Annotated in this window: 24 protein-coding genes; 16 read left to right on the forward strand and 8 right to left on the reverse strand. The window is 67.3% G+C overall.

Annotation, left to right across the window (positions count from 1 at the left end; all coding sequences use genetic code 11):
* The first annotated feature begins 84 nt into the window (after positions 1–84).
* Entirely contained in the window at positions 85–1,920 is a 1,836-nt protein-coding gene (locus ACEE23_RS01635) for an AMP-dependent synthetase/ligase (protein ID WP_448872665.1), read from the forward strand.
* Positions 1,921–2,042: 122 nt separating this feature from the next.
* Positions 2,043–2,729 (forward strand): hypothetical protein, encoded by a 687-nt coding sequence (locus ACEE23_RS01640; protein WP_368520289.1) that lies wholly within the window; start codon positions 2,043–2,045, stop codon positions 2,727–2,729.
* On the opposite strand, the gene ACEE23_RS01645 is transcribed toward ACEE23_RS01640, so the two are convergent.
* The 5 genes from ACEE23_RS01645 to ACEE23_RS01665 all read right to left on the reverse strand — a co-directional run bounded on the left by ACEE23_RS01645 (position 2,726) and on the right by ACEE23_RS01665 (position 8,988).
* Positions 2,726–3,931 (reverse strand): PepSY-associated TM helix domain-containing protein, encoded by a 1,206-nt coding sequence (locus ACEE23_RS01645; RefSeq protein ID WP_448872677.1) that lies wholly within the window; start codon positions 3,929–3,931, stop codon positions 2,726–2,728. The two genes, ACEE23_RS01640 and ACEE23_RS01645, sit on opposite strands and share 4 nt — an antisense overlap.
* Positions 3,932–4,180: 249 nt before the next feature.
* A complete protein-coding gene (locus tag ACEE23_RS01650; RefSeq protein WP_368520288.1) occupies positions 4,181–5,125 on the reverse strand; it encodes a hypothetical protein in 945 nt (314 codons plus the stop codon).
* Positions 5,126–5,374: 249 nt separating this feature from the next.
* Complete coding sequence (locus ACEE23_RS01655; RefSeq protein WP_448872667.1) at positions 5,375–6,379, reverse strand: HNH endonuclease signature motif containing protein; 1,005 nt, start codon at positions 6,377–6,379, stop codon at positions 5,375–5,377.
* Positions 6,380–6,568: 189 nt separating this feature from the next.
* A complete protein-coding gene (locus ACEE23_RS01660; RefSeq protein WP_368520286.1) occupies positions 6,569–7,618 on the reverse strand; it encodes a CNNM domain-containing protein in 1,050 nt (349 codons plus the stop codon).
* Positions 7,618–8,988: a hemolysin family protein gene (locus ACEE23_RS01665; protein ID WP_368520285.1), complete on the reverse strand. Its 1,371-nt coding sequence runs from the start codon at positions 8,986–8,988 to the stop codon at positions 7,618–7,620. Before ACEE23_RS01665 ends, ACEE23_RS01660 begins: the two co-directional genes overlap by 1 nt.
* A 165-nt stretch (positions 8,989–9,153) precedes the next feature.
* On the opposite strand from ACEE23_RS01665, the gene hemW reads away from it, so the two are divergent.
* The 11 genes from hemW to ACEE23_RS01720 all read left to right on the forward strand — a co-directional run bounded on the left by hemW (position 9,154) and on the right by ACEE23_RS01720 (position 19,503).
* On the forward strand, positions 9,154–10,293 hold the full coding sequence (gene hemW / locus ACEE23_RS01670; protein WP_368520284.1) for a radical SAM family heme chaperone HemW: 1,140 nt from the start codon (positions 9,154–9,156) through the stop codon (positions 10,291–10,293).
* Between the two features lie 10 nt (positions 10,294–10,303).
* On the forward strand, positions 10,304–11,335 hold the full coding sequence (gene hrcA, locus ACEE23_RS01675; protein WP_368520283.1) for a heat-inducible transcriptional repressor HrcA: 1,032 nt from the start codon (positions 10,304–10,306) through the stop codon (positions 11,333–11,335).
* Positions 11,336–11,420: 85 nt separating this feature from the next.
* Positions 11,421–12,578 (forward strand): molecular chaperone DnaJ, encoded by a 1,158-nt coding sequence (dnaJ, locus tag ACEE23_RS01680; RefSeq protein ID WP_368520282.1) that lies wholly within the window; start codon positions 11,421–11,423, stop codon positions 12,576–12,578.
* Positions 12,578–13,312 carry a 16S rRNA (uracil(1498)-N(3))-methyltransferase gene (locus tag ACEE23_RS01685; protein ID WP_368520281.1) on the forward strand — a complete coding sequence of 245 codons (735 nt, stop codon included), beginning with the start codon at positions 12,578–12,580 and terminating at the stop codon, positions 13,310–13,312. Before dnaJ ends, ACEE23_RS01685 begins: the two co-directional genes overlap by 1 nt.
* Before the next feature lie 9 nt (positions 13,313–13,321).
* Positions 13,322–14,305 (forward strand): PhoH family protein, encoded by a 984-nt coding sequence (locus ACEE23_RS01690; RefSeq protein ID WP_368520280.1) that lies wholly within the window; start codon positions 13,322–13,324, stop codon positions 14,303–14,305.
* Between the two features lie 6 nt (positions 14,306–14,311).
* Entirely contained in the window at positions 14,312–14,959 is a 648-nt protein-coding gene (gene ybeY, locus ACEE23_RS01695; RefSeq protein WP_368520279.1) for an rRNA maturation RNase YbeY, read from the forward strand.
* A gap of 11 nt (positions 14,960–14,970) precedes the next feature.
* Positions 14,971–15,819 carry a pyridoxal kinase PdxY gene (pdxY, locus tag ACEE23_RS01700; protein ID WP_368520278.1) on the forward strand — a complete coding sequence of 283 codons (849 nt, stop codon included), beginning with the start codon at positions 14,971–14,973 and terminating at the stop codon, positions 15,817–15,819.
* A gap of 43 nt (positions 15,820–15,862) precedes the next feature.
* Positions 15,863–16,810 (forward strand): GTPase Era, encoded by a 948-nt coding sequence (gene era, locus ACEE23_RS01705; protein ID WP_368520277.1) that lies wholly within the window; start codon positions 15,863–15,865, stop codon positions 16,808–16,810.
* A gap of 3 nt (positions 16,811–16,813) precedes the next feature.
* On the forward strand, positions 16,814–17,551 hold the full coding sequence (gene recO, locus ACEE23_RS01710; RefSeq protein ID WP_368520276.1) for a DNA repair protein RecO: 738 nt from the start codon (positions 16,814–16,816) through the stop codon (positions 17,549–17,551).
* A 48-nt stretch (positions 17,552–17,599) separates the two neighbouring features.
* Positions 17,600–18,352 carry an isoprenyl transferase gene (locus ACEE23_RS01715; protein ID WP_368520275.1) on the forward strand — a complete coding sequence of 251 codons (753 nt, stop codon included), beginning with the start codon at positions 17,600–17,602 and terminating at the stop codon, positions 18,350–18,352.
* 26 nt (positions 18,353–18,378) lie between these two features.
* Positions 18,379–19,503, forward strand: a complete 1,125-nt coding sequence (locus tag ACEE23_RS01720) for a VIT1/CCC1 transporter family protein (protein ID WP_409338195.1) — start codon at positions 18,379–18,381, stop codon at positions 19,501–19,503.
* Here the strand turns inward: ACEE23_RS01720 and ACEE23_RS01725 are convergent.
* On the reverse strand, positions 19,468–19,911 hold the full coding sequence (locus tag ACEE23_RS01725; protein WP_368520274.1) for a Fur family transcriptional regulator: 444 nt from the start codon (positions 19,909–19,911) through the stop codon (positions 19,468–19,470). The genes ACEE23_RS01720 and ACEE23_RS01725 overlap by 36 nt on opposite strands.
* 46 nt (positions 19,912–19,957) lie before the next feature.
* Complete coding sequence (locus ACEE23_RS01730; RefSeq protein ID WP_368520273.1) at positions 19,958–20,266, reverse strand: ArsR/SmtB family transcription factor; 309 nt, start codon at positions 20,264–20,266, stop codon at positions 19,958–19,960.
* A gap of 333 nt (positions 20,267–20,599) precedes the next feature.
* On the opposite strand from ACEE23_RS01730, the gene ACEE23_RS01735 reads away from it, so the two are divergent.
* Genes ACEE23_RS01735 through ACEE23_RS01745 form a run of 3 tightly spaced genes read left to right on the forward strand, consistent with a single transcriptional unit; the run spans position 20,600 to position 23,045 of the window.
* Positions 20,600–21,979: a glycine--tRNA ligase gene (locus ACEE23_RS01735; RefSeq protein ID WP_070768827.1), complete on the forward strand. Its 1,380-nt coding sequence runs from the start codon at positions 20,600–20,602 to the stop codon at positions 21,977–21,979.
* Positions 21,980–21,998: 19 nt separating this feature from the next.
* The gene (locus ACEE23_RS01740) at positions 21,999–22,532 is read left to right on the forward strand and encodes a hypothetical protein (RefSeq protein ID WP_368520272.1); all 534 of its coding nucleotides are present in this window, start codon (positions 21,999–22,001) and stop codon (positions 22,530–22,532) included.
* A gap of 9 nt (positions 22,533–22,541) precedes the next feature.
* Positions 22,542–23,045, forward strand: coding sequence for a hypothetical protein (locus ACEE23_RS01745; protein WP_368520271.1), 504 nt, complete (start codon positions 22,542–22,544; stop codon positions 23,043–23,045).
* Positions 23,046–23,086: 41 nt separating this feature from the next.
* On the opposite strand, the gene ACEE23_RS01750 is transcribed toward ACEE23_RS01745, so the two are convergent.
* Positions 23,087–25,129, reverse strand: a complete 2,043-nt coding sequence (locus ACEE23_RS01750; RefSeq protein WP_448873503.1) for a TPM domain-containing protein — start codon at positions 25,127–25,129, stop codon at positions 23,087–23,089.
* Positions 25,130–25,135 lie beyond the last annotated feature (6 nt).

The raw sequence follows: 25,135 nt of genomic DNA on the forward strand, positions 1-25,135 counted from the left end.
TGACTGGGAGGCGACAATTGGTAGAGTGGACCACGGTTTATGAGGAAATGGTCATGTTCTTAAAGCAGGCCTGAAAGGAAAATTGTGACCCTACCGGAAGTACATACCCCTGCAGAATTCGAGATCGAAGAGGGCGAGACCTGCCTGACCGCCCTTATCGCCACCGCCAAGGCCCGCCCGCACGGGGTCATGTTCACCCGCCCGGCCAACTACGAATGGGTTAACGTCACCGCCAAGGAATTCATCGCCGAGGTCTTCGAGGTTGCCAAGGGGCTGATGGCCTGCGGCGTGGAGAAGGGCGACCGCATCGCGCTGATTTCGGCCACCCGCTACGAGTGGTCGCTGCTGGACTACGCCATCTGGGCGGTAGGCGCTAGCTCCGTGCCGGTCTACCCGTCTTCGTCGATGTCCCAGGTCCAGTGGATCATCGAAGACTCCGGCGCCGTGCTGGCCATTACCGAAACCCGCGAGCACTCCGAGCTGGTGCGTCACCTGGTCCTCCAGGACGACGGGCAGCCGATGCTCAAGGACTCCCCGTCCCAGCTGCGCCGCGTGCTGGAGATTAACTCCGCCGCCATTGACACGCTCAAGTTCGAGGGCCGCGGGATCGAGGACTCGGCCATCGAGGAGCGGATCGCCGCCACGCGCACCGACGACCTGGCCTCGCTGGTCTACACCTCCGGCACGACCGGCCGGCCGAAGGGCTGCATGCTCACCCACCGCAACTGGCTGGCCGAGGTCCGCGGCCTGCTGACCAACCCCATCGGGCACATCGCCGTGCCGGGCACCCGCGTGCTGACCTTCCTGCCGCTGGCGCACGTGCTCTCGCGCGCGGTCTCGCTGGCCGTGGCCATCGGCGGCGCCACCCAGAACCACTGGTCCGACTTCTCCACCCTGTCTATCGAATTCGCCCGCTCCCGCCCGAACCTCATACTGGGCGTGCCGCGTGTGTTCGAGAAGGTCTACAACTCCGCCGCCGCCAAGGCCGCCGACGGCTCCGGCGTCAAGGCCGCCCTGTTCAGCCAGGCTGAGAAGGTCGCCCAGGACTACTCGCGCGCCCAGGACACCCCGGAAGGGCCCAACCGCCTGCTGCGCGCCCAGCACAAGCTCTTCGACAAGCTGGTCTACTCCAAGATCCGCGAGGGCGTGGGCGGGCAGGTGCGCTACGCGATTACTGGCGGCTCGGCCATGAGCCACGACCTGCTGCACTGGTTCCGCGGCATCGGCCTGCCGGTCTACGAGGGTTACGGGTTGACCGAGGTTGCCGCGGCCGCCGCCGTGGACTTTGAGGACCAGAACATCGGCACCGTCGGCCGCCCGCTGGAGGGCGTGACCATCCGTACCAACGAAGAGGGCGAAATCTGCATCAAGGGCGACATCGTCTTCGCCGGCTACTGGAACAACCCGGAAGCCTCCGAGGCCGCGCTCGAGGACGGCTGGTACAACACCGGCGACCTAGGCGAAATCCTGGATTCCGGCCACATCATGATCACCGGCCGCAAGAAGGATCTCATCGTCACCGCCGGCGGCAAGAACGTCTCGCCGGGGCCGATGGAGGACATGCTGCGCTCCCACCCGCTGATTTCACAGGCGATGGTCGTCGGCGACGGCAAGCCCTTCGTCGGCCTGCTGCTGACCCTGGAGCCGGAGGCGCTGGAGCGCTGGAAGCGCGAATACAACATCCCGGCCAACCGCAGCGCCCAGGACGTGGCCACCGACCCGACCCTGCGCGCCGAAATCCAGGACGCCATCAACCAGGTCAACGCGACCGTCTCCCACGCGGAGGGCATCAAGAAGTTCTATATCCTGGAATCCGACCTGACGGAGGAGGAAAACGAGCTCACGCCGACCATGAAGGTCAAGCGCAACGTCGTCGCTCAGCGCTACGCGTCCGCGATCGAGCACATCTACAAGCGCTAGAGATAAAAATCTTCTCGGAGTGTCGCCCAGAAAGTTGCCAGGTTCTCGCCTAAAGTCAGCAAGCGTCAACGGTAAGTCTCAACCTTTACTTCAGGATTGGGTTTGTTCGCGGAAAGGACGATATGCACAAACTGGCTGCTGAATTGCGCCACCGCGAATTGACGCAGGAGATCTACAACATCGGCGACGAGGTGGCCGAGTACATCGAGCACCTCATCGAGGCGCTGGAGGACTGGGACGTCGAGCTGGTCGTGGACTGCGTGGCCGAGCTCGACGACATTATCGCCGACGCCCGCGTGGACGCCGGCCGGTGCGTGGGCGAGCTCATCGGCCTGCGCCAGGCGCTGGTCTCCGGGGTGCGCTCCGGGACCATCTCCGCGGCGGCGTCGGGGGAGTTCGACGTGGCCCCGCCGGCCGGGCTGACGGCCGCGCGCCTGGAGGCTGACTACGCCGTGGCGGGCCCGCCGGTCGACGTCCACCAGCTGGCCACCGCGCTTAACGCCCGCACCCGGGCGACGGCCGAGAACCTGCGCGAACAGGTCGACTACGTCCTCGCGCAGACCGATGCCGTGGCGCGCAACCTCGACATGGTCTCCCTGCCGCACCTGTACAAGCGCGTGGGACAAACCGTCGGCGTGGCCTTGCAGGCCTGGCAGCACTGCGTTGCCGATGCCCACCCCGGCTACGTCCGCGCCATGCGCGGGCACAACCCGCCGCCGTTTTTGGAAGAGCGCGCCCGCGTCCAGGCCGTCGTGGCCAAGGTGGCGGCCAAGCGCGCCGCCCAAAAGGCGAGCAACGCTACCGCTTAGGGCTTAACTAGACTTCCTTCCTTCTGGTCTGAGGGAAGGGCCGACGCCGTTGGATTCCCTCTCCAGCGGCGTTTCATTTTCCACTGGTCGACGGCGATAAACAGCACCAGGGTCGCGCCGAACAGCGGCAGGAAGGTGCCCGCCGTCGCCACAAAAAGCCCGACGATGGCCCACTCGCCCCAGCTCAGCTGCGGGTGGCGGCCCGGAATCCGCGTCGGGCGGCGCTTGAACCACATCGCGTAGCCCGCGCCGATCATCACCGCGATGGCGACCGCCGAGGCCAGCAGCAGGATCTGCAGCGGCAGGCCGAACATGATGCCCATGTGCAGGTAGGTGCCCCACGAGGTCAGCTTCGAAAACAGCGGCAGGTCGCTAAACGGCAGGGAGGCGGTGACGGTCTGGGTGGTCGGATCGACGGCGACGGCATCGGAGGCCAGGCGCCAGGGCACCCAGCGCTCGGCGGCCTGCCAGCCGTGGGCGGTGTCCTCGCCGGGGAAGAGGCGCAAGGGGCCGGTCAGCCCGGCATCGCGGGCGGTGCGCCAGACCCCGTCGGCCTGGTCGGCTACCTCCGCGTCGAACCACTGGCCGGCGACGACGGGCGGGTTAGGCAGCGCGGTATCGACCGGGTCGGCGCTACCGCGCAGGGCGCTAATCGTCGTTGCCACGTTGGCCCCGGCGACATTCGACCAGGTGATGCCGGTCGCGGACAGACCGAGCAGGACCACCAGCAGCCAGGTGCCTAGGGTGCCGTGCAGGCGCAGCAGGCCGCGGCGGCCGGACCACGTGGTGCGCGGGCGGCGGTAGCACAGCCAGATGGCCAGGCCGCCGAGGGTGACGAACCACATCCAGGACACCGCCAGCTCCGAGTACAGGGCGCCGACATCGCCCAGGTGGAGCGACTTGTGCAGCTGGGAGAACCAGTAGCGCACGGGCAGCTCGCCCACGCCCGAATAGGACGGCTGCGCGCCCAGCACGTGGGAGTCGTAGGGGCTGACGAAGACGGCCAGCAGCCGGGACTCGCCCAGCGCCGGGTCGGCGACTAGCACGCGGGTGGTGTCCGTGGCGGCATCGGCCGGCCAGACCTGTTCGACGGGGAAGTCCGGGTAGGCCGCCTGGGCGGCGCGGACTTGGTCGCTGAGCGGCTGGGGTGGGGCATCGCTGGCGCTGACGTGCAGCAGATCGCGGTAGACGACGTTCTCGATCTGCGGGGCGGCGGCATAGCCGCCCCGCTGATGGCCGCGACCAGGATGAACGGTGCGATGAAAAGCCCGGCGTCGAAGTGCAGGCGTTTGGTCAGGGCCCGAGGCCCGTGTTGATAAAGTTCACGCGAGTATCCCTTGTGGAAGGAAGAAACGGTTAAGGACAAGGAGTATCGCGTCTGCAGCCGGAAACTCTTTTAAGAAGTCGTTATCGATTCCCGAAAAGTTCCCGGTTGTTGAAAATTGGTGCGTTTAGGCAGCGTGCGCGCGGAAATTACCTGGCGACTTCAGGTGGCTCAGCAGCAGGGCCTCCGTCCGGCGCGGGTGCTCGGTGAGGTCTTCGAAGCGCAGCCTGAGCGGGCGGTAGGCGGCGTGGCGGAGGGCATCGTCGCGCTGCTGCAGTGCCGAGGCGTGCAGCCGACTGGTCCCGCACGCCGGGTCCTCGACCTCGATGGCGAGCCAATTGTTTAGCAGGATGCCGATGAGCGCCCCCGTGCTGGCGAACGTGCATAGCTTCATGTCGTTGAGGTGGGGCCGCAGGAGCCCGGAGGCGAGGATGAGCGCGCGGGCGTAGGACTCGCCCACGTGGCGCACCGACGGGTTCGACAGCTCCGCCACGCGGCGGGCGACCTGGATGTTGCGGGCCTTGCCCAAGAATTGGATCTCGCGGCGGAAGTCGGTGGGGGTGACGCCGAGGGCGCGGGCGGCATCGCCGGCGATGAGTCCGGAGAGGAAGCCGTGGAAGCGCGCCACGTCGACGACGGCGCGGGCGGCGTTAACGCAGCGGATGCCGTCGATGATGTCGTACTGGTTCATCCGCGTCTTGCGGAACATGATGCCGGGGATTTGCCGGTCGTGGGGTGGGAGATTGTGTTTGGTCAGTGACATCTCAGTCGGCGCGTTGGCCGCCGGTCCGGCCACCGGCAAACGATGCATATGCGCCGCCGCCGCAGAAATCGCCACGGCGCTGTAGGAGCTCCGGCCCGCGGCGATGGCGCGCAGGCGGCCCTGCTCCTGGTGGTCGAGGGAGTGGAAATAGCGCGCGGAGACGGCGAAGCGGCCCGCGACGCGCAGCAGCGCCCCGGTTTCGAGGCGGTGCCAGACGTAAGGGTGGTCGCTGCGGGTCTTGGAGAGGTTGATTAAAGCGTTGCTGTGGTCGGGTGCGGGCGAGCGGAAATACTGTGGTGAAAAGTTCATGGTTCCTAGCCTCGCGGGCTACCCTCCCCCGCGGAAGGGACCCCACCCGCCGCCTGTGGACAACTTGAGTGTTCGTGTGCGGTTTGTCACCTCTGCGCCCGCGCGGAGGCACATTTCTGTGGATAACTCGCGATTGGGCACGCCGAGTAGGCGCTACGGACGTGGTCCGTGGTGCCTTTCGCGTGTTTTGGCTGGGTGTGTTCCTTGGGTTTGCGGCTGCCCCCCGTCTCAGTCGTCCGCCGTCAGCCGTTAGGTGCCGCCGCCCCAGGGCGGGTCCCATGTCACCTTGCCGTGTCTTCGGTTGACCCTGCCGTGTCTGGGGTAGGTGGGGTCGTCGTCGTTCCAGGAATTATGGAACTCGCACAACAAGGTGAGGTTCTCCTGGTTGGTCTCGCCGCCGTCTACCCAGGGGTGGATGTGGTGGACCTGGCACTCATCGGCCGGCTTGCGGCAGTTTGGCCAGGCACAGGTGGTGGTCTCGGCCTTGGCCATGTCCTTCTGCTTGGGTGAAGCATGGCGCTGGTAGCGGTATTGGTTGACCGGCCCGCGCCTAGGATCCACCAGGGTGGCCAGGCCCGCGTCCCACAGGCATTGGCGGACGTATTCGGCACCCGTCATGGTGGTCCCGTTGGTCAGCTGCAGGGTGATCTCATCCCCGTCACCGGACAGGATACGAACCCAGTCGGGCAGGGAGATGACCACGTGCGTGGCCTTCGGCTGCTTGTTCAAGCCGCCGCTGAAAAGGGCCTCGACGTCGGAGATGGTCTTAATCGAGGCCCAAAGGTTTTCCACCAACTCCGGATCACCGGTAACAGAAAAAGTACTCGGTCCGTCTTTGCGTCGGGTCACGCGCACGCCTTCGGCCGGCGGTGCCGGGCGGTTAAGCTCCAGGACCTTCTTGTTGGCTAGGCGTCGTAGTTGTTTGGTGGTGCCAGGCGTGTTGCACAGTTCGATGAGCATGGCCCAGGCCTCGCCCTGGTTGCGCACCCGGCGGAAGGCGTTGTCTAACACCAGCAGGGTATCCAGGTGGTGTCCGGATTCTGCGGCACCCCGGCGGGCGGCGTCCTGCTTGCGCGTATACGTCGTGTGCCCGAAGAAAGTCTGGCACGCGCGGTAGTGCGCGGCGGCGGCAACGTCGGACATGACAGCCTTCAGGGCAGGCAGGCTCAACTCGCGGCACAGGCCCAAATACTGGATCCCGTCCGCGAAGATGGAGTGCGCTGCTTTCAAAGTGTCCATGGCTGTCGTCGTCATGCCCCACACGCTAGAAGCACACGTCAACCCCCACAAGGCCCGAAAACCCAATCTGTGGATAACTCGGAGCACAGTAACCATCCTGCACGAGGCCCGAAACAGCAGAAAACGCCCATTTTGCGGCGCGACCTGCGAAAAAGACCCGCAGCCTAGGAATGTACCCAGGCTGCGGGAAGGCGGGTAGAACTGTTACTTGGTCTCGGTGACCTGGTCGAGCTTCTCGGCGATCTGCGGCCACAGCTGGCCCATGATGTCGTCCCAGGTCAGCACCCACATGGCGTTGTCCTTGTCGGCCCGGCCGACGACCACGAGCTGCTCGTTGCGGGCGCGCATGTGGTCCAGCGTGTGCTGCACGGTCGTGGCGCCGGCAACGGTCAGGCACGGGCGCGAGAACTCGAGCACCGGGGTCTCCGGGTCGGCGAGCAGGGTGTCGCGGACGTGGACCAGGCGCGGTACGCGGGAGGACTTGCCGAAGACGAGCACGCGCATGATGTCCTTGCGCAGCACCAGGTCCTGCAGCTCGCGGACGGTGGTGTCGCTGGGCATGGGGACCACGGCGGAACCGTGCTCGCGGGCGAGCTCGGCGACGGTCGAGGACTCGAGCTCGATGACGCCGGTGATTTGGGAGGCGGATTCGTCGTCCATGGCGCCGGTCTCGCGGGAGTGCTCGACCAGGCTACGCAGGGTCTCGACGTTGTAGCCGGCGGCCGCGGCGCGGTCGACGGGCTCCTCGCCGGCCAGCTTCACCAGCCTGTTGGCCATCCGGTTGATCCAGGCCAACAGCGGCCGGAAAATCCAGATGAAGGCGCGGGCGGGGATGGCGATGAGCCGCAAAGCGGTCTCCGGGTGGGTGATCGCCCAGGACTTCGGGGCCATCTCGCCGATGACCAGGTGCAGGAACGTCGCCAGGAACAGCGCGACGATAAACGCCACGATGTCGGCCACGCGCGCGGGCATGCTCAGCGCCTCGAAGACGGGCATCAGCAGGTGGTGGAACCACGGCTTGGTGACCGCACCGAGGATGAAGGTGGCGGCGGTGATGCCGAGCTGGGAGCCGGCGAGCATCATCGTCAGCTCGTTGAGGCTGCGCAGGCCGGCGCGGGCGCTGCGGGAGTCCTCGGCCATCTCCTCGAGGCGGTTGCGGCGCGCGCCCAGCAGGGAGAACTCGATGACCACGAAGAACGCGGAGGCGATGATGATGACGATCGTCACCAGCAGATTGAAAACCCAGTTGTCCATTACTTCTCCTCCTCCCGGTACTCTTCGACGAGCTCGAGCGCCAGGCTAGAGGGCACGTGCCGGTCGATCTCCTCGACGCGTACCTTGAGGTGGCGCAGTGGGGCATCGTCAGCGTCGACCCAGTCCTCGGGCTCGGCCTCCAGGTCGATGGTGTGGACCTCGCCGGCCTCAACCAGCGCGCCGGTCTGGGACATCAGCAGCCCGGAGATGGTCTCGTAGTCGCCCTCGGGCAGGTCGTGGCCGATGGCGCGCTCGACCTCGTCCAGCGGCGTGTCGCCGTCGACAATCCAGTGGTTCTCGCCCTGCTCGGTGATTTCCTCGGATTCCTCGATGTCGTGCTCGTCGGTGACATCACCCAGGATTTCCTCGGCTAGGTCCTCGAGCGTAACGATGCCGACAAACCCGCCGTATTCGTCAATTACGCAGGCCAGCTTCTGGTCCTGGCCGCGCAGCTCGGAGACGAGATCCGGCAGCGGCATCATCTCGGGCACCACGACGGGCTCGCGCATGACGCGGGTGACCGGGGCATCGGCGGCAAGCTCGGAGCCCAGGACGTCCATGAGGTGGACGACGCCGATGGGGTTGTGTTCCTCGTCGACGACGGGGTAGCGGGTGTGGTTGGCGGCCATGAGCGCGCGGACCTCGCCGAGGGTGGTCTCCGGGTCGACGGCGTCGGCGCGGGAGCGCGGGATCATCGCGTGCTCGACGTCGTGCTCGGGGAAGTCCAGCAGGCGGTCGAGCACCATGTAGGTGTCCTGGTCCAGGTCACCGGCCTCGTGGGAGGCGTCCACGATGGACTCGAAGTCGTCGGTGGTGGCCGAGGAGTCCACGTCGTCGACCGGCTCCACGCGGAACAGGCGCAGGATGGCGTTGGAAGAATACTCGAAGAAGTGGATGATCCAGCCGAAGATGCGCAGGTACCACTGCGTGGACGCGGCCAGGAAGCGCGCCGACTTCATCGGCGCGGCGATGGTGTAGTTCTTGGGGAACAGCTCCGCGAAGAGCATGCTGGCGATGGTCGACAGCGCCAGCGCGACCACGGTGCCGACGGTGACGGAGACCGCACGCGGCACGCCGACGCCGCCGAGCAGCACGCCTAGGGCCTCGCCAACCAGCGGCTCGGCGACGTAGCCGATGAGCAGGCCGGAAATCGTAATACCCAGCTGCGCGCCCGAGAGCATGAAGGAGGTGCGCTCGGTGATGTGCAGGGCCCGCTGGGCGGTTTTATCCCCGCGGGCGGCCGCGGTGCGAAGCTGCGTACGATCGACCGACATGAACGCGAATTCCTGCGCGACGAAATACGCGTTGGCCACAATGATGAGAGCGATGACCACGATGCCCGCTAAGAGCATCAAAGCTGCGGACCACATGGTTTAGACCCCACCGCCTAGATACAGGTAGCGGGGACATCGACTGGGAGGTTCCACCAAAGTAGCCTTTCTTTCCTTGGGGACGGGGATTTTTTACCTTCTTAGACTACATGTATAACCGCCCTGACCCCCAAGTTTGTTCCCGCTTTCGCTAGGCTGATGCCCATGCAGGATTCCTTTGGGCTCTACATCCACGTCCCGTTTTGCGCCACACGCTGCGGGTATTGCGATTTCAACACGTATACGCCCGGGGAACTGGGCGCGCCTAATTCGCAGGCCAGCTACCTCGACGCCCTGGATAAGGAGCTCGAGCTGGCCGCAGCTCGGGTCCAGCGCCCGGCGGAGACGGTCTTTATCGGCGGCGGCACCCCGTCGCTGCTGGGCGCGGATGGTTTGGGCCGGGTGCTGGACCGCGTGCGCGCGACCTTCGGCCTGGCGCCAGGCGCGGAGGTGACCGCGGAGTCCAACCCGGAGTCGACGGACCCGGCGTTTTTCGCCGGCCTGCGCGAGGCGGGCTTTACGCGGGTGAGCCTGGGGATGCAGTCGGCATCGTCGGCCGTGCTGGCGGTGCTGGAGCGCGCCCACACCCCGGGCCGGGCCTTCGACGCGGCCGCCGAGGCCCTGGCCGCCGGCTTCGAGCACGTGAACCTGGACATGATCTACGGCACGCCGGGCGAGACCGACGACGACGTGCGCGCGACCCTGGACCGCGTGCTGGCCACGGGCGTGGACCACGTCAGCGCCTATTCGCTCATCGTCGAGGACGGCACCCGCATGGCGCGCAAGGTCAACAAGGGCCAGCTGCCGGCCCCCGACGAGGACGTTCTGGCCCGGCGCTACCAGCTCATCGCGGGCGCGCTGGAAGAGGCCGGCTACGGCTGGTACGAGGTCTCCAACTGGGCGAAGCCGGGTGGGGAATGCCGCCACAACCTCATCTACTGGCGTGACGGCGACTGGTGGGGTGCCGGCCCCGGCGCCCACTCCCACCTGGGGAAGACCCGCTTTTTCAACGTCAAGCACCCGGCCCGCTACTCCCGCCTGCTTGCCGATGCCACCTTGCCCATCTCCGGCGAAGAAACCCTCACCGACGCCGACCGGCACACCGAGGCCATCATGCTGGGCCTGCGCCTGGCCGAAGGCATCCCGCGCGACTGGGTGTCGCAGGCTGCCGACGAGGTGGTGGGGCGGCATCGGCAGCGCGGGCTGCTGACAGAAGCCGACGGGCGGTTGAAGGTCACGGACGCCGGCCGCCTGCTGGCGGACGGGATTATCACCGATATCTTGGTGGCCGAAGACCGCGGGTAGGCTTAAAGGCATGTCTAGCACTACTGATGCGCGCCGCAAGGAAGTCCTGCGTGCCATCGTCGCGGACTATATTGCCAGCCAGGAACCGGTGGGCTCGAAAACCCTGCTGGAGCGCTACCAGCTGGGGGTATCATCGGCGACCATCCGCAACGACATGGCGGCGCTGGAATCCGAAGGCCTTATCACCCAACCGCACGCCAGCTCTGGGCGCGTGCCCACGCAGAAGGGCTACCGTCTCTTCGTGGATGCCATCCACGACTTAAAACCTTTGAGCTCCTCGGAGCGCCGCGCCATGCTCAACTTCCTGGAAGGCGGCGTGGACCTGGAAGACGTGCTCTCCCGCTCGGTGCAGCTTCTGGCCCAGGTCACCAAGCAGGCCGCGGTGGTGCAGATGCCGAACCTGCAGGTCTCCCGCGTCAAGCACTGCGAGGTCGTGGCGCTGAGCCCCGTCCGCCTGCTCTTGGTGTTGATCACGGATACCGGCCGGGTGGACCAGCGCAACGTGGCGCTGGATTCGGTCATCGACCCGGACCAGACGCATCGGCTGCGCGAGCTGCTCAACAACGCCTTGGCGGGCAAGACCATCACGGAGGCCTCCCAGTCCCTGGCCGACCTGGTGGACGTCGCGCCGGTGGACATGCGCGTGCACGTGCTCAACAGCGCCACGACGCTGATTGAGACCCTGGTCAACCAGCCGGCCGACCGCCTGCTGCTGGCCGGCACCTCCAACCTGACCCGCCTGGCCCGGGACTTCCCGGACGGCCTGCCGGGCATTATCGATGCCCTCGAGGAGCAGGTCGTCTTCCTCAAGCTACTGGCGCGCGTGCCGGATATGGGCAACGTCTCCGTGGTCATCGGGGACGAGCACGAGGCGGATGCCCTGCGTTCGTCGTCGGTGGTGACCACCGCCTACGGCACGGACGGCGAGACGCTGGGCGGCCTCGGCGTGGTGGGACCGACGTTTATGGATTACTCGGGAACAATCGCTAAGGTTTCTGCTGTTGCACGCTATGTCAGCGAAATTCTGGCCGGGGAGAAATAGCCGTTCCGGCGGCTAGTAGGCTGGAAGGCCGCTACAGATTTTTTAAAAACCCCTAACGACTAAGCAAGTAAGGACGCAATTTACCGTGGCTCGTGACTATTACGGCATTCTGGGCGTGGACAAGTCCGCGTCCGACTCGGAGATTAAGAAGGCCTACCGCAAGCTCGCGCGCAAGTACCACCCGGACGTGAACCCGGGCGACGACGAGGCGGCGGAGAAGTTCCGCGAAGCCTCCCTGGCCCAGGAGGTCCTGCTGGACCCGCAGAAGCGCCAGATCGTGGACATGGGCGGAGATCCCATGGAGCAGCGCGGCGGCGGTCCCGGTGCCGGCGCGGGCGGCTTCAGCGGCTTCGGGGGCGGCGGCCTGGGCGATATCTTCGCCGAGTTCTTCGGCGGGGCGGCCGGCGGCTCCCGCGGCCCGCGTTCGCGCGTGCAGCCGGGCAACGACGCCCTACTGCGCACCAGCATCACGCTGGAGGAGGCCTTCACCGGCCTGCAGAAGCAGGTCACCGTGGACACCGCCGTGCTCTGCGACAAGTGCGAGGGCTCCGGTTCGGAGTCCAAGGCCAAGCCGGTGACCTGCCCGACCTGCTCCGGCGCGGGCGAGATCCAGGAGACCCAGCGCAGCTTCTTGGGCAATGTCCTTACTTCGCGCCCGTGCCCGCAGTGCCAGGGCTACGGCGAAATCATCGAGGACCCCTGCAACCACTGCGGCGGCGACGGCCGCGTGAAGAAGCGCCGCGATTTGAAGGTCAATATCCCGGCGGGTATCGGCAACGGCATGCGCATCCGCATGGCCTCCCAGGGCGAGGTCGGCCACGGCGGCGGCCCGGCCGGCGACCTTTACGTGGAGGTGAACACCCGCCCGCACAAGGTCTTCGAGCGCGACGCCGACGACCTGCACGTGACCCTGCGCGTGCCCATGGTGGATGCCGCCCTGGGCACCCAGGTCAAGCTGCCGCACCTCAATGGCGAGGACGTCACCGTGGACGTGGCCGCCGGTACGCAGCCGGGCGAGGCCATCGAGATCCCGGGACAGGGCATGACCCGCCTGCGCACCGAGGGCGCGGGCAACCTGTACGCCCACGTGGACGTGGTCGTCCCGCGCAACCTGGACAAGAAGACCCGCGAGGCGCTGGAGAAGATCCGCGACCGCCAGAACGACACCGCCACCGTCAAGGAGGAGGGCGACGGCCAAGACGAGTCGCTGTTCTCCCGCCTGCGGGGCCACTTCCGCCGCTAATGTCGCTGCCCGTATTCATCCACCCGGACCTGAGCGGGGCCGAGGTGGGCCAGCAGGTACACCTCGACGGGCCGGAGGGCCGCCACGCCGTGACGGTCAAGCGGCTCAAACCCGCCGAGCAGCTCGAGCTTATCGACGGCACCGGCCGCGTGGTCACCGCCGAGGTCACCACCACCGCCGGCAAGGACCAGCTGGACGCCGCCGTCACCGCGGTGCGCGCAGAACCCGCCCCGGAGCCCAAGGTGGTCGTCGTGCAGGCCATCCCGAAGTCGGAGCGCGCGGAGCTGGCCGTGGATCTGGCCACCCAGGCCGGCGCGGACGAGATCATCGCCTGGCAGGCCGACCGCTGCGTGGCCAAGTGGGAGGGCAAGAAGATCCCGAAGGCGCTGGCCAAGTGGGAGGCCGCGGCCCAGGCGGCGGCCAAGCAGTCCCGCCGGGCCCGCATCCCGCAGGTTCACGGACCGGTCACCACCGGCGAGCTGACCCAGCTGCTGGCCCAGGCCGATCACGCCTTGGTCCTGCACGAGGAGGCCACCCGCAGCATCCGCGCGGCCCAGCTTTCCGGCACGGTCTTTCTGCTGGTGGGCCCGGAAGGTGGCATCGGCAGCGCGGAGCTAGAACGCCTGACCCAGGCCGGGGCGCAACCTATCAAGTTGGGACCGCAGGTGCTGCGGACGGCATCGGCAGCCATGGTGGCCCTGGCGGCTATCGGGGCGTTAACCGAGCGCTGGTAGCCTATGGGCGTGGCTATTGATACCCAAAAAATTGAGCTCGACCCGGTTTATGTCAACGCCGTGCTGGGCACGGCGGATACGACGCTGCGCGTGCTCAACGACCAGCTGGATGCCGATCTCTTCGCCCGCGGCACCACGGTGACCGTCACGGGCCCCGATTTTGAGATCGCCCGGGCGGTCAAGGTCTTCGACGAGCTGGAGGCCATCGCCCGCCGCGGGCACGCCATCTCCCCGGAGACGGTCAAGCACACCGTGGCCATGATCGAAACGGAAGCGCCGCTGTCGGTCAGCCAGGCGCTGGCCGCGGACATTATCTCGCGGCGTGGCAAGACCATCCGGCCGAAGACGGTGGGGCAGAGCCGCTACGTGCAGGCGATCGATGATCACACGGTGGTCTTCGGCATCGGCCCGGCCGGCTCCGGCAAGACCTACCTGGCCGTGGCCAAGGCCGTCCAGGCGCTGCAGAACAAGCAGGTCCAGCGCATCATCCTGACCCGCCCGGCCGTCGAGGCGGGCGAGAAGCTGGGCTTTCTGCCCGGCACGCTGAACGACAAGATCGACCCCTACCTGCGCCCGCTCTACGACGCGCTGCGGGACATGCTGGACCCGGAGATGATCCCGAAGCTGATGGACGCCGGCATCATCGAGGTCGCCCCGCTGGCCTATATGCGCGGCCGCACGCTTAACGATGCCTTCGTCATCCTCGACGAGGCCCAAAACACCACGCCCGAACAGATGAAGATGTTCCTGACCCGACTGGGCTTTGGCTCGACCATCGTGGTCACCGGCGACGTCTCCCAGGTGGACCTGCCGCGCGGGCAGGTCTCCGGGCTGAAGGTCGTGCGCCGCATCCTGGACGGGGTGGACGACATTTATTTCGCGGATCTCGGTTCCCACGACGTGGTGCGCCACGCGCTGGTCGGGCGGATCGTCAATGCTTACGATGCCTACGATGCCGCCCGAGAATGCGGCCGCCAGAAGCAGGAGGGCTAGAAAAACATGGCCATTGAATTTGTCAACGAGTCCGGCTACCCGGGCGTGAACGAGGAAATGCTCAACGACGTCGCCAGCTTCGCCCTGGCGCAGATGGACGTCAGCCCCGAGGCCGAGGCGACCATCTCCGCGGTCGACCTGGCCACGATCGAGGACATGCACGTGCGCTGGATGGACCTGGCCGGGCCCACGGACGTGATGAGCTTCCCGATGGATGAGATCACCCCGGGATCGAGCACCGGCACGCTGCGGCAGGACGCGCCCGCGGCCCAGGACGGCTTCGGCCCGGCGATGCTGGGCGATATCGTCCTGTGCCCGGAATTCGCCGAGCGCCAGGCGCAGGCCGCCGGCCACTCGCTGGGCCACGAGCTGGCGCTGCTGACCGTGCACGGCGTGCTGCACCTGCTGGGCTACGACCACGCCACCCCCGCGGAGGAAAAGGAGATGTTCGGCCTGCAGAACGAGCTGCTGGCCAACTGGTACGACGACCTGTCAGCGCGCGGGGTGGAATACCAGCCCAAGCCAACCGGCCCGCGGGCGTTCCCCTCGGCCGCCGATCGCGCCGACCTGGATCGCCAGGTGCCGGGCGGCGGCATCCCGCCGGTGGGGGAGCCGGTGGCCAAACCGGACAACAGCGACCACGACGCCGGCTAGACTAATCTGCCATGAGTATCCTTTCCATCCAGTCCCACGTGGCTTACGGGCACGTGGGAAACTCCGCTGCCGTCTTTCCCCTCCAACGCGCCGGCCATGAGGTCTGGCCCGTGCACACCGTGAACTTTTCGAACCACACCGGCTACGGTGACTGGGGCGGGCCGCAGCTGCCGGCCGCGCAGGTCACGGAGATCATCGACGGCATCGAGCGCCGCGGCGCCTTCCCGGACGTTGCGGCGGTGCTGTCCGGCTACCAGGGCGGCTCCGATATCGCGGAGGTCATCATCGACGCCGTGCGCCGGGTCAAAAAGGCCAACCCGCAGGCGCTGTACGCCTGCGACCCGGTGATGGGCAACGAAAAGTCCGGTTGCTTCGTCTCCGACGAGATCCCGCCGCTGCTGCGCGATAAGATCCTGCCGGTCGCCGACATCATCTTCCCGAACCAGTTCGAGCTGGGCTACCTGACCGGCCAGCCGACCGGCACGCTGGAAGAGACCCTGCAGGCGGTCAAGGTGGCCCAGGACATCGGCCCGCGCGTGGTCCTGGTGACCTCCGTCGAGCGGCCCGAGACCCCGGAGGACCAGGTGGAGATGATCGCCGTGGACGGCGACCGCGCCTTTTCGGTGACCACCCCGCGCCTGCCGGTCAAGTACAACGGCTCCGGCGACGTGACCGCGGCCCTGTTCACCGGCCACTACGTGCGCCACCAGGACGCCCACGAGGCGCTCAAGGCCACGGCCTCCCAGGTCTACGATCTGCTCCGCACCACCTACGAGGCGGACTCGCGCGAGCTGGAGCTCATCGCCGCCCAGGACTGCTTCGCCCACCCGCAGCTGCAGTTCAGCGTGGACGAACTCTAGGTTTTCCTGCCCCCGCGCGTGACCTTGTAGGATAGTTTCCACGATGACTAATGAAACTTTCTTGACCGGCACCGCCGGCACCCCGGAGGGCTTCCGCTCCGGGTTTGTCAGCTTTGTCGGCCGCCCGAACACCGGCAAGTCCACCCTGACCAACGCGCTGGTGGGGCAGAAGATCGCGATCACCGCGGATCAGCCGGAGACCACGCGTCACCCGATCCGCGGGCTGGTGCACCGCGACAATGCCCAGATCATCGTGGTGGACACCCCCGGCCTGCACCGGCCGCGCACGTTGTTGGGCGAGCGCCTCAACGAGGCCGTCAAGGACACCTACGCCGACGTCGACGTCATCGGCATGACCGTGCCGGCGGACGAGAAGATCGGCCCGGGCGACCGCTGGATCCTGGACAACGTCAAGAAGGTCGCCCCGCGCACCCCGATCGTCGGGATCGTGACCAAGCTGGACAAGGCCACCAAGGACCAGGTCGGCGCGCAGCTGCTCGCCCTGCACGAGCTGCTGACCCAGGACGATCCGGATGCGGTGGTCATCCCGGTCTCCGCGCGGGAGAACACGCAGATCGAGGAGCTCATCGGCGTGCTGACCGAGGCGCTGCCGGAGGGCCCGAAGTTCTACCCGGACGACCACGTCACCGACGACGACCGGGACACCCGCATCTCGGAGCTCATCCGCGAGGCCGCGCTGTCCGGGCTCAAGGACGAGTTGCCGCACTCGGTGGCCGTGGAGGTCGACGAGATCCTGCCGGACCCGGAGCGCGAGGGCGTGCTCGACGTCCACGCCGTGCTCTACGTGGAGCGCCCGGGCCAAAAGCGCATCATCGAGGGCAAGGACGGGCGCCGGATGCGCCGGATCGTGGGCAACGCCCGCAAGGAAATCATCTCCCTGCTGGGCCAGAACATCTACCTGGACCTGCGCATCAAGGTGCTCAAGAACTGGCAGTCCGACCCGAAGTCGCTGGGCCGGTTGGGCTTCTAGGCCATGTCGCGGGCGTCGTACCGGGACCGCGCCTGGGTCATCCGCACCTATGATTTCGGCGAGGCCGACCGGGTGGTCGTTCTGCTGACCCGCGAGCACGGGCTAGTCCGATCCGTGGCCAAGGGGGTGCGCCGGGCCAAGTCCCGGTTCGGGTCCCGGTTGCAGCACTTCGTCAACCTGGACGTGCAGCTGTACCCGGGCCGCAACCTGGCTACCATCTCCCAGGCCGACACCGTGGAATACTACGGGGCCAAGATCACCTACGACTACGACCGCTACACCGCCGCCTGCGCGGCCCTGGAATCCGCCGAGCGCCTGGCCGCCACGGACACCGACCCGTACCTGTACGAGGCCCTGCGCGCGACGTTTAGCCTGCTGCAGACCGATGCCGATCCCACCGCCGTGCTGGACTCCTTCCTCCTGCAGGCGATGGCGCACGCCGGCTGGGCGCCCAGCCTCTTCGACTGCGCCCAGTGCGGGGCGTCCGGCCCCCACCACGCCTTCCACCCGGCGGTCGGCGGGGCGGCCTGCCACCAGTGCCGCCCGCCCGGGGCCGCGGAGGTGGACCCGGAGACCCTGCACGTGATGTGGCTGCTGGCGCATGACCGGCTGGGGCAGGCGGAGGCATCGATAGCCGCCGTGCCGGAGCGCGGGGCCCAGGCCCACCAGCTGACGCGGGCGCACCTGCAGTGGCACATCGAGCACAAGGTGACGGCGCTGTCGGTGATGGATCAGAGCTAGCCGCACCGCTTGCGGTTGGCAGGTGTACAGACAGTAGAATAGGTGGCTGTGATTACTCCCGATCCGAACCGAGTCCTGCACCCGCCGCAGATCCCCGCCGAATTTATGCCCAAGCACATCGCGCTTGTCATGGACGGCAACGGCCGCTGGGCGCAGGAGCGCGGCATGGCGCGCACCGAGGGCCACAAGCGCGGCGAGGCGGTGCTGCTCGACGCCGTCGACGCCTGCCTGGCCATGGGCGTGGACTACCTGTCGGCCTACGCCTTCTCCACGGAGAACTGGCGGCGCAGCCCCGAAGAGGTGCGCTTTCTGATGGGCTTTAACCGCGACGTCCTGCGGCGCCAGCGCGGCTGGCTGCACGAGAAGGGCGTGCGCGTGGTCTGGGCCGGGCGGCGCCCGCGCCTGTGGCGCAGCGTGGTCCGCGAGCTGGAGGCGGCCGAGGAGCTCACCCGCGACAACACGCGGATGACCCTGGTGATGTGCGTGAACTACGGCGGCCGGGCCGAGCTGGTCGACGGCATGCGGGTGATTGCGGACAAGGTCGCGCGCGGGGAGATGAAACCGCGCGAGATTAACGAAAAGACCATCGCCCAGCACCTCTACGATCCGGACATGCCGGACGTGGATCTGTTCCTGCGCCCGTCGGGGGAGAAGCGGACCTCGAACTTCCTGCTATGGGAGTCGGCGTACGCGGAGATGATTTACCAGGACAAGCTCTTCCCGGACTTCACGCCGGAAGACATGTTCGCCGCGGTGGAGGAGTACGCGCGCCGCGACCGCCGGTTCGGAGGTACCAAGTAGTGAACGCCTCCGGCGAGTCGGTGCCGATGCAGGCCACGGGGCCGACGAAAAAGCAGATCAACCGGTGGCGGCGCTACCTGGCCAACGAGCGCGCCGAGGCGGCCGTCTACCGCGAGCTGGCGCGCAAAAAGGAGGGCGAGGAGCGCTCAATCCTGCTGCAGCTGGCGGAGTCGGAGTCCCGGCACGAACAGTACTGGCGGGACAAGCTAGGCGACGCCGTGGGTTTCCCGCGCAAGCCGGATCTGAGCACGCGGGCGCTGGGCTTTATGGCGCAGCACTTCGGTTCGGTGTTCACGCTGGCGCTGATGCAGACGGCGGAGACGCGCACCCCGTACACGGACGATATCGACGCCAGCGACCAGATGGCCGCGGACGAGCACGTCCACGCCGAGGTCGTGCGCGGGCTGGCCACGCGCGGGCGGGAGAAGATGTCGGGCAATTTCCGCGCCGCGGTCTTCGGCGCCAACGACGGGCTGGTCTCCAACCTGGCGCTGGTCATTGGCGTGATGGGCTCGGGCGCGGCCTCGACGGCGGTGCTGCTGACGGGCATTTCCGGCCTGTTGGCCGGCGCGCTGTCCATGGCGGCGGGTGAATACGTCTCGGTGAAGTCCCAGAGCGAGCTGCTGGAGGCCTCCCGCCCGGCCCCGGACGCCCACACGCTGGTGCCGGACCTGGACGTCAACGCTAACGAGCTCGCGCTCATCTACCGGGCCCGCGGCATGGGCGCGGAGGCCGCGGAGACCAAGGCCGAGGAGGTCTTCGACAAGATGCAGGCCCGCCAGCGCGCGGCGCACCCCTCCGCGGGGCTGGGGGCGATGGGCCTGCCGGCCGGGGAGACCCCGGGCGAGGCGGACGGCGGCGCGCCGGGGGTCATCGGCCAGGCGTGGTCGGCCGCGCTGTCGAGCTTCTGCTTCTTCGCCACCGGCGCGTTTATCCCGATCATCCCGTTCCTCTTCGGGGCCTCGACCACCGTCGGGGCGGTGGTGGCGCTGGTGCTGGTGGCCATCGCCTTGATGTTTACCGGCGGCGTCGTGGGGGTCATCTCCGGCAAGCCGCCGCTGAAGCGGGCGCTGCGCCAGCTGCTCATCGGGCTGGGCGCGGCCGGGATTACCTACCTACTCGGCGTCGGCTTCGCCGCCTTCATCGGCTAGGCGGCACTGGCGGCAGGTGCCGAAGATCTCGGCGTCGTGGCCGGTCAGCTCGAAGTCGTGCTCCTTGGCGACGCGGGCGGCCCAGTCCTCGATGGGGCCGCCGTCGATCTCCTCGGTGCGGCCGCACTTGGTGCAGACTAGGTGGTGATGGTGCGCGTCGGAGTCGCAGTGGCGGTAGAGGGTCTCGCCGTTGGGCATGTGGAGGGCATCGACGGCATCGATGTCGCTTAAGGACTGTAGGGTGCGGTAGACGGTGGTCAGGCCCACCTTTTCCTGGCGCTGCTGGAGCGCGAAGTGGATGTCTTTAGCGGAGGCGAATTTCTCCAGCTCCCGCAGGACCTCGATGACGGCGGTGCGTTGGCGGGTGTTGCGAGAGCCCAGCTTGGGAATACTGTTTTGGATGGCCATACTGGCTAGTTTACCAGCGTTGATACATCTACAACTAGGTGAAGTGCTAGTCCTCGGGCTGGAGCGTGGCGCTGAGCGCGGCGGCCTGGCGGTAGATGTCGAGGATTTCCTCGGCGGCGAGCCGGTAGGTGACCTCGCGTCCGGAGCGCTCGGCGCGCACGAGGCCGGCCTGCTTGAGCACGCGCAGGTGCTGGCTGATGAGCGGCTGGGACTTGTCGAGCGCCTCGACCAGCTCGTGGACGTAGTGCTCGCGCTCGCGGAGCAGGAGGAGGATATGGAGGCGGAGGGGGGAATCGAGCGCGCCGAGAATCCGGACCGCGGGTTCGACGTCGGCGGCGTCCTGCTTTCTACACATGTGCGGGTGTTCTTTCTCCTGCGGGCGTGCGGGTATAGGGAATATTTACTCTCGTATTAGACCAAATAGGGGTTAAGTACGATAAATTATCGCCATACAGCAACGCCGAGGTATACCAAATCCATATTGCTTAGTGTAGTCACAATAATATACCGGCCGTCCAATAGGCAGCAGGAAAAGTGAATGGGTGCCCCCGTTCACATTTTTGGATTGGGTGGTCGCCGAGTGCCCCCGCTGCGAGCCGCGGGCGGGGACACGCTAGACTGTGATTGACCTATATCCCCTGCAACCGGCCGGGGATTGAAATCCCGACTAGAGGAGTCAGAAACACTCATGGCATCCGTCATTGATACCGTAGTTAACCTGTGTAAACGACGTGGTTTGGTCTACCAGGCGGGTGAAATCTATGGCGGTTCCCGCTCGGCGTGGGACTACGGCCCGCTGGGTGTCGAGCTCAAGGAAAACATCAAGCGCCAGTGGTGGCGCCACATGGTCCAGTCCCGTGACGACGTCGTGGGTATCGACTCCTCCATCATCCTGCCGCGCCAGACCTGGGTTTCCTCCGGCCACGTCGAGGTCTTCACCGACCCGCTGGTGGAGTCCCTCTACACCCACAAGCGCTACCGCGCGGACCACCTGCTGGAGGCCTACGAGGAAAAGCACGGCCACGCCCCGGAAAACGGCCTAGCCGATATCAACGATCCGGAGACCGGCCAGCCCGGCAACTGGACCGAGCCGAAGGCGTTTTCGGGCCTGCTGAAGACCTACCTGGGCCCCGTCGATGACGAGGAGGGCCTGCACTACCTGCGCCCGGAGACTGCGCAGGGCATCTTCGTCAACTTCAAGAACGTACTGACCTCGGCGCGCATGAAGCCGCCGTTCGGCATTGCCAACATCGGCAAGTCCTTCCGTAACGAGATCACCCCGGGCAACTTCATCTTCCGCACCCGCGAGTTCGAGCAGATGGAGATGGAGTTCTTCGTCAAGCCGGGCGAGGACGAGCAGTGGCACCAGTACTGGATCGACGATCGCTACAACTGGTACGTCGACCTGGGTATTAACCCGGAGAACCTGCGCCTGTACGAGCACCCGAAGGAAAAGCTGTCGCACTACTCCAAGCGCACGGTGGACGTGGAATACGCCTTCGGCTTCACCGGCTCCAAGTGGGGCGAGCTCGAGGGCGTGGCCAACCGTACGGACTACGACCTGCGTGTGCACGCGGAAGGCTCCGGCGAGGACCTGTCCTATTACGACCAGCAGGCCGACGAGCGCTGGATCCCCTACGTCATCGAGCCGGCCGCCGGCCTGGGCCGCTCCATGATGGCCTTCCTGGTGGACGCCTACCACGAGGAGGAGGCCCCGAACGCGAAGGGCGGCACCGACAAGCGCGTCGTGCTGCGCCTGGACCGCCGCCTGTCGCCGGTCAAGGTCGCGGTCCTGCCGCTGTCCAAGAAGCCCGAGTTGTCCACCCCGGCTAAGGAACTGGCGGACAAGCTGCGCGCGCACTGGAACATCGACTACGACGTCTCCGGCGCCATCGGCCGCCGCTACCGTCGCCAGGACGAGATCGGCACCCCGTTCTGCGTGACCTTCGACTTCGACTCCCTGGAGGACGGCGCCGTCACTGTGCGCGAGCGCGACACCATGGAGCAGGAGCGCGTCAAGATCGACGAGCTGGAAGCCTACCTGGCCGCCCGCCTCATCGGCTGCTAAGAGGGGACTAGGCGCAAGCATGCATTTCACCAGTTGGGATCGCAGTGATAAGGAGCGCCCGACGCTGCTGGTGGGCCGCGGCCCGGAGGAGCTGGCCTCCTTCACGGCCTCCGGCGCGGAGGTCGACGGTCAACACTGGCGCACCGAGATCGATGAGAATCTCGGCGCCTCGGCGACCTCGGACGACGGGCGCACCTACCGCCTGGCCGGCAACCTGAAAAAGGACAAGACCCTGCAGGCCTCCCTGGAGGGCCGGACCTTCAGCCTGGTCAACGAGTCGGGCAGCAACTGGGTCATCTTTGACGTCAACGACCGCAAGGTCGCCCAATTCAGCGGCGCCAACAACGGCGTGCGCGAGGCGATCCTGGAGTTCGAGAACGACGAGAACGATGCCGATCCAGACAAGGCCCTGGACCTGGGCCGCCAGGAGGTCGCAGCGCTGAGCTGGTTTAGCCGCGTCATCTTGGAAAACCGGTTGTCCCAGCGCTCGGTCGCCATTATCGGCACCCTGGTTTTGCTCTCTGCGGTGGCGGTGCTGGCGGTTCTGATTTAAACTGCATCCGTGAATGACAAGGCGGGTGTATTTAACGGGCACTCCGGCCACCGGGTAGAGGCCCAGTTGCGCTGGAGCGGTGGGCGTTTGCTGGATGAGGCAGACGACGTCATCGCCAGCGCTAATGACGAGGTCCTCACCGTGGCGGGGGACCACCTGCTGCTCGAAAACCTGGGCAGCCAGATGCGTTTCCGTCTGCGCGGCACCTCCTCCCAGGGGACGTTTTACAACGTCCAGCAGACCACCTTCTCGGTCTCCCGCCTGTCTGCTACCTGCGGGCCCCGCCGCTACATCCTGGAGCGCACCCGGCCTTTCCGGCGGGAGCGCTGCGTCAAGGCCTTAGGCACGGGCGAGGACGCCCCGGTGACCATCGCGCGCACCAGCCCGCAGATGGGCGGGGACCTCGTGGTCACCCGCGCCCCGGCAGGCGAGGCCCTCCCGCTGGCAGACCTGGCCTTTTTGACCTGGGGGATTAGCCTTATCGATCTGCCGCGCCAGACCCGGCGCATCTAGCCCTCCCGCGAGCGGGAGGGGCAAGCGGAAAACCAGAAAGGCTAGAAGGCGCCGCCGCGGCCGCCGCCACTGAAGCCGCCGCCCCCGCCGAAGCCACCGCCGCCGAAGCCGCCACCGAAACCGCCGCGGTTGCCGCCGCCGAGCATCTGGCCGATGACCATGCCGGTGACCACGTTGCCGGCGACGTTGCCGGCCTGCGCGCGGCGCTGGGAGCGGCGGTAGTCGTCGATGTCGCTCTTGGCCCGCTGCAGCGCGGCCTGGGCGGCGGCCAGTGCCTGCCGGGCGGCATCGAGGGCGCGCTGGATATCGGACTTCTTGTACTGCAGCGCCTGGGCGTGCAGGCGCTCCGCATCGGCCAGGGCGGTCCGGGCGGAGGCGCCGACGAGCCGCCCGCGCGAGGAGATCAGATCCTCGGCGGCCTGGATCTGCGCCGCCGCGGCGTTGAGCTGCTGGTCCAGCAGGGCCAGCTGGCGGGCGTGGGTCGAGGTGACCTCGCGGACGCGGTCCAAGGCCTGATCGACCTCGGTGTCGATGGTGGCCAGCTCGGTATAGCTTCCCAGCGGATCCGTGTCCCCCTCGCGGCGCGCGCGGTCGACGGCGGCGCGGGCGCGGCCCACCAGCTCGTCCAGGGCGGCCCAGTCGGCGGCGGTGCCCTGGGACTGGCCCTGTTGCTTGAGCTGCTCGGCCTCGGCGAGCTCCTCGTCGACCTCGGTGATGAGGGCTCCCAGCTGGGACTGGGCGGTGGCGATATTGGTTTCGGCGTTTTCCACGCCGGTCAGCAGCCGGTTGGCCACCTCGAGGGCGTGCTCGCAGGAACGAATGGCATCGATAAGCCCGCCCTGCTGGCCCGCCGGCTGGGCGGCAATACCCCGGGCACGCTCCAGGTCCTTGTCCGCCTCGTCTAGGCTGACCGCGGCCATCTCCACGTTGTCGGCGATGGACTCGAGCATCTCGGTGGAGTAGTTGGCCTGCAGCGACTCCCAGGTGGACTGCGCCTGCGGCTGGCGGGCGCGCAGGTCGACCACGCGCTGGGTCAGCTCGTCCAGCTTGCTGTCCGCGGTGGCCAGCAGGTTGCGCATCTCGGCGAATTCCTCCGCCTGCTCGTCCAAGGCCTGGTCGGCCTGGCCGCAAGAGGAGATGATGTCGACCAGCATCTGGCGGCGCTGGGACTCGGATTCCGGGATGGAATCATCCAGGCGCTGGCGGATGTCGAAGGCCTTGCGCAGCGTGGCGGTCGAGTGGTTCATCGCGCGGGTGAACTGGCGGGTGCGCTCCGCGCCGAACTCGGCCTGAGCGAGCTGGAGCTCTTCCTTGCCGCGGCGGATGGACTCGTCGGTGGAGACGAGCTCCTCGTGGGCGCGCTCCTCCAGGGTCTCCAGCGGCAGGGCGCCGAGCCGGCGGGTGTCGGCCGGGTCGATGCTGCGGGCATCAGACAGCGTAGCCTGCGACTGCTTCTTGGTCTTGCGGCGCGAATAGGCCCAGATGCCGCCGCCGGCCGCGGCCAGGGCCGCGCCGCCGCCCAGCAGCCAGCCGGCCCCGCCGGCGCCCTCCTCTCCGTGCCCCTTTTTGAGGGCCTCCTCGACGACGGCCTGCGCCGCCCCGGGGAAGTCGTCGGCGGCCAGGCGGGCATAGGCGGCATCGTAGAGCCGGTCGATGTCGCTCTGGTTCCACTCGCCGCCCACGTAGACGCCGGCGTCGCGCGCGTCCACGTTGACCACGAAGGCGGCGGTGTTCTGCCCGCGGGAGTTGACCACCTGCTGCGCGTAGTCCTGGGCCTGCAGGCCGGACAGATCGTTGGAGTAGATGATGTAGAGCAGGCGCTGCTGCTCGGTCTGCAGCTCCGAAATCTGCTCGGACAGCTGGCTGACCTGCGCGTCCGATAGTACGCCGGCTTCGTCCGTGACCGGCTGGCGCACCTGGCTCGGATCCAGCGCGAGTACCTGCACCTGGGGCCCTGGCGCCGCCGATGCCTCCAGGGCCGCCGGGGCGGCGCAGGCTACCAGCGCGGCGGCGGTGAAGGCCGAAAGGCGCAGCGGCAGGCGGGAGGCAACGACGGGGTGGGGCAGGTGAACGCGCTTTGTCATGGCCAC

Source organism: Corynebacterium sp. 32222D000AT (assembly GCF_053546955.1).

Coding starts and splice junctions, on each gene's coding strand:
- ACEE23_RS01640 (WP_368520289.1), top strand. CDS start 2,043: ATGCACAAACTGGCTGCTGAATTGCGCCACCGCGAATTGACGCAGGAG.
- ACEE23_RS01650 (WP_368520288.1), bottom strand. CDS start 5,125: ATGAACTTTTCACCACAGTATTTCCGCTCGCCCGCACCCGACCACAGC.
- ACEE23_RS01655 (WP_448872667.1), bottom strand. CDS start 6,379: ATGACGACGACAGCCATGGACACTTTGAAAGCAGCGCACTCCATCTTC.
- ACEE23_RS01660 (WP_368520286.1), bottom strand. CDS start 7,618: ATGGACAACTGGGTTTTCAATCTGCTGGTGACGATCGTCATCATCATC.
- ACEE23_RS01665 (WP_368520285.1), bottom strand. CDS start 8,988: ATGTGGTCCGCAGCTTTGATGCTCTTAGCGGGCATCGTGGTCATCGCT.
- hemW (WP_368520284.1), top strand. CDS start 9,154: ATGCAGGATTCCTTTGGGCTCTACATCCACGTCCCGTTTTGCGCCACA.
- hrcA (WP_368520283.1), top strand. CDS start 10,304: ATGTCTAGCACTACTGATGCGCGCCGCAAGGAAGTCCTGCGTGCCATC.
- ACEE23_RS01685 (WP_368520281.1), top strand. CDS start 12,578: ATGTCGCTGCCCGTATTCATCCACCCGGACCTGAGCGGGGCCGAGGTG.
- ybeY (WP_368520279.1), top strand. CDS start 14,312: ATGGCCATTGAATTTGTCAACGAGTCCGGCTACCCGGGCGTGAACGAG.
- pdxY (WP_368520278.1), top strand. CDS start 14,971: ATGAGTATCCTTTCCATCCAGTCCCACGTGGCTTACGGGCACGTGGGA.
- era (WP_368520277.1), top strand. CDS start 15,863: ATGACTAATGAAACTTTCTTGACCGGCACCGCCGGCACCCCGGAGGGC.
- recO (WP_368520276.1), top strand. CDS start 16,814: ATGTCGCGGGCGTCGTACCGGGACCGCGCCTGGGTCATCCGCACCTAT.
- ACEE23_RS01720 (WP_409338195.1), top strand. CDS start 18,379: ATGCAGGCCACGGGGCCGACGAAAAAGCAGATCAACCGGTGGCGGCGC.
- ACEE23_RS01725 (WP_368520274.1), bottom strand. CDS start 19,911: ATGGCCATCCAAAACAGTATTCCCAAGCTGGGCTCTCGCAACACCCGC.
- ACEE23_RS01730 (WP_368520273.1), bottom strand. CDS start 20,266: ATGTGTAGAAAGCAGGACGCCGCCGACGTCGAACCCGCGGTCCGGATT.
- ACEE23_RS01735 (WP_070768827.1), top strand. CDS start 20,600: ATGGCATCCGTCATTGATACCGTAGTTAACCTGTGTAAACGACGTGGT.
- ACEE23_RS01740 (WP_368520272.1), top strand. CDS start 21,999: ATGCATTTCACCAGTTGGGATCGCAGTGATAAGGAGCGCCCGACGCTG.
- ACEE23_RS01750 (WP_448873503.1), bottom strand. CDS start 25,129: ATGACAAAGCGCGTTCACCTGCCCCACCCCGTCGTTGCCTCCCGCCTG.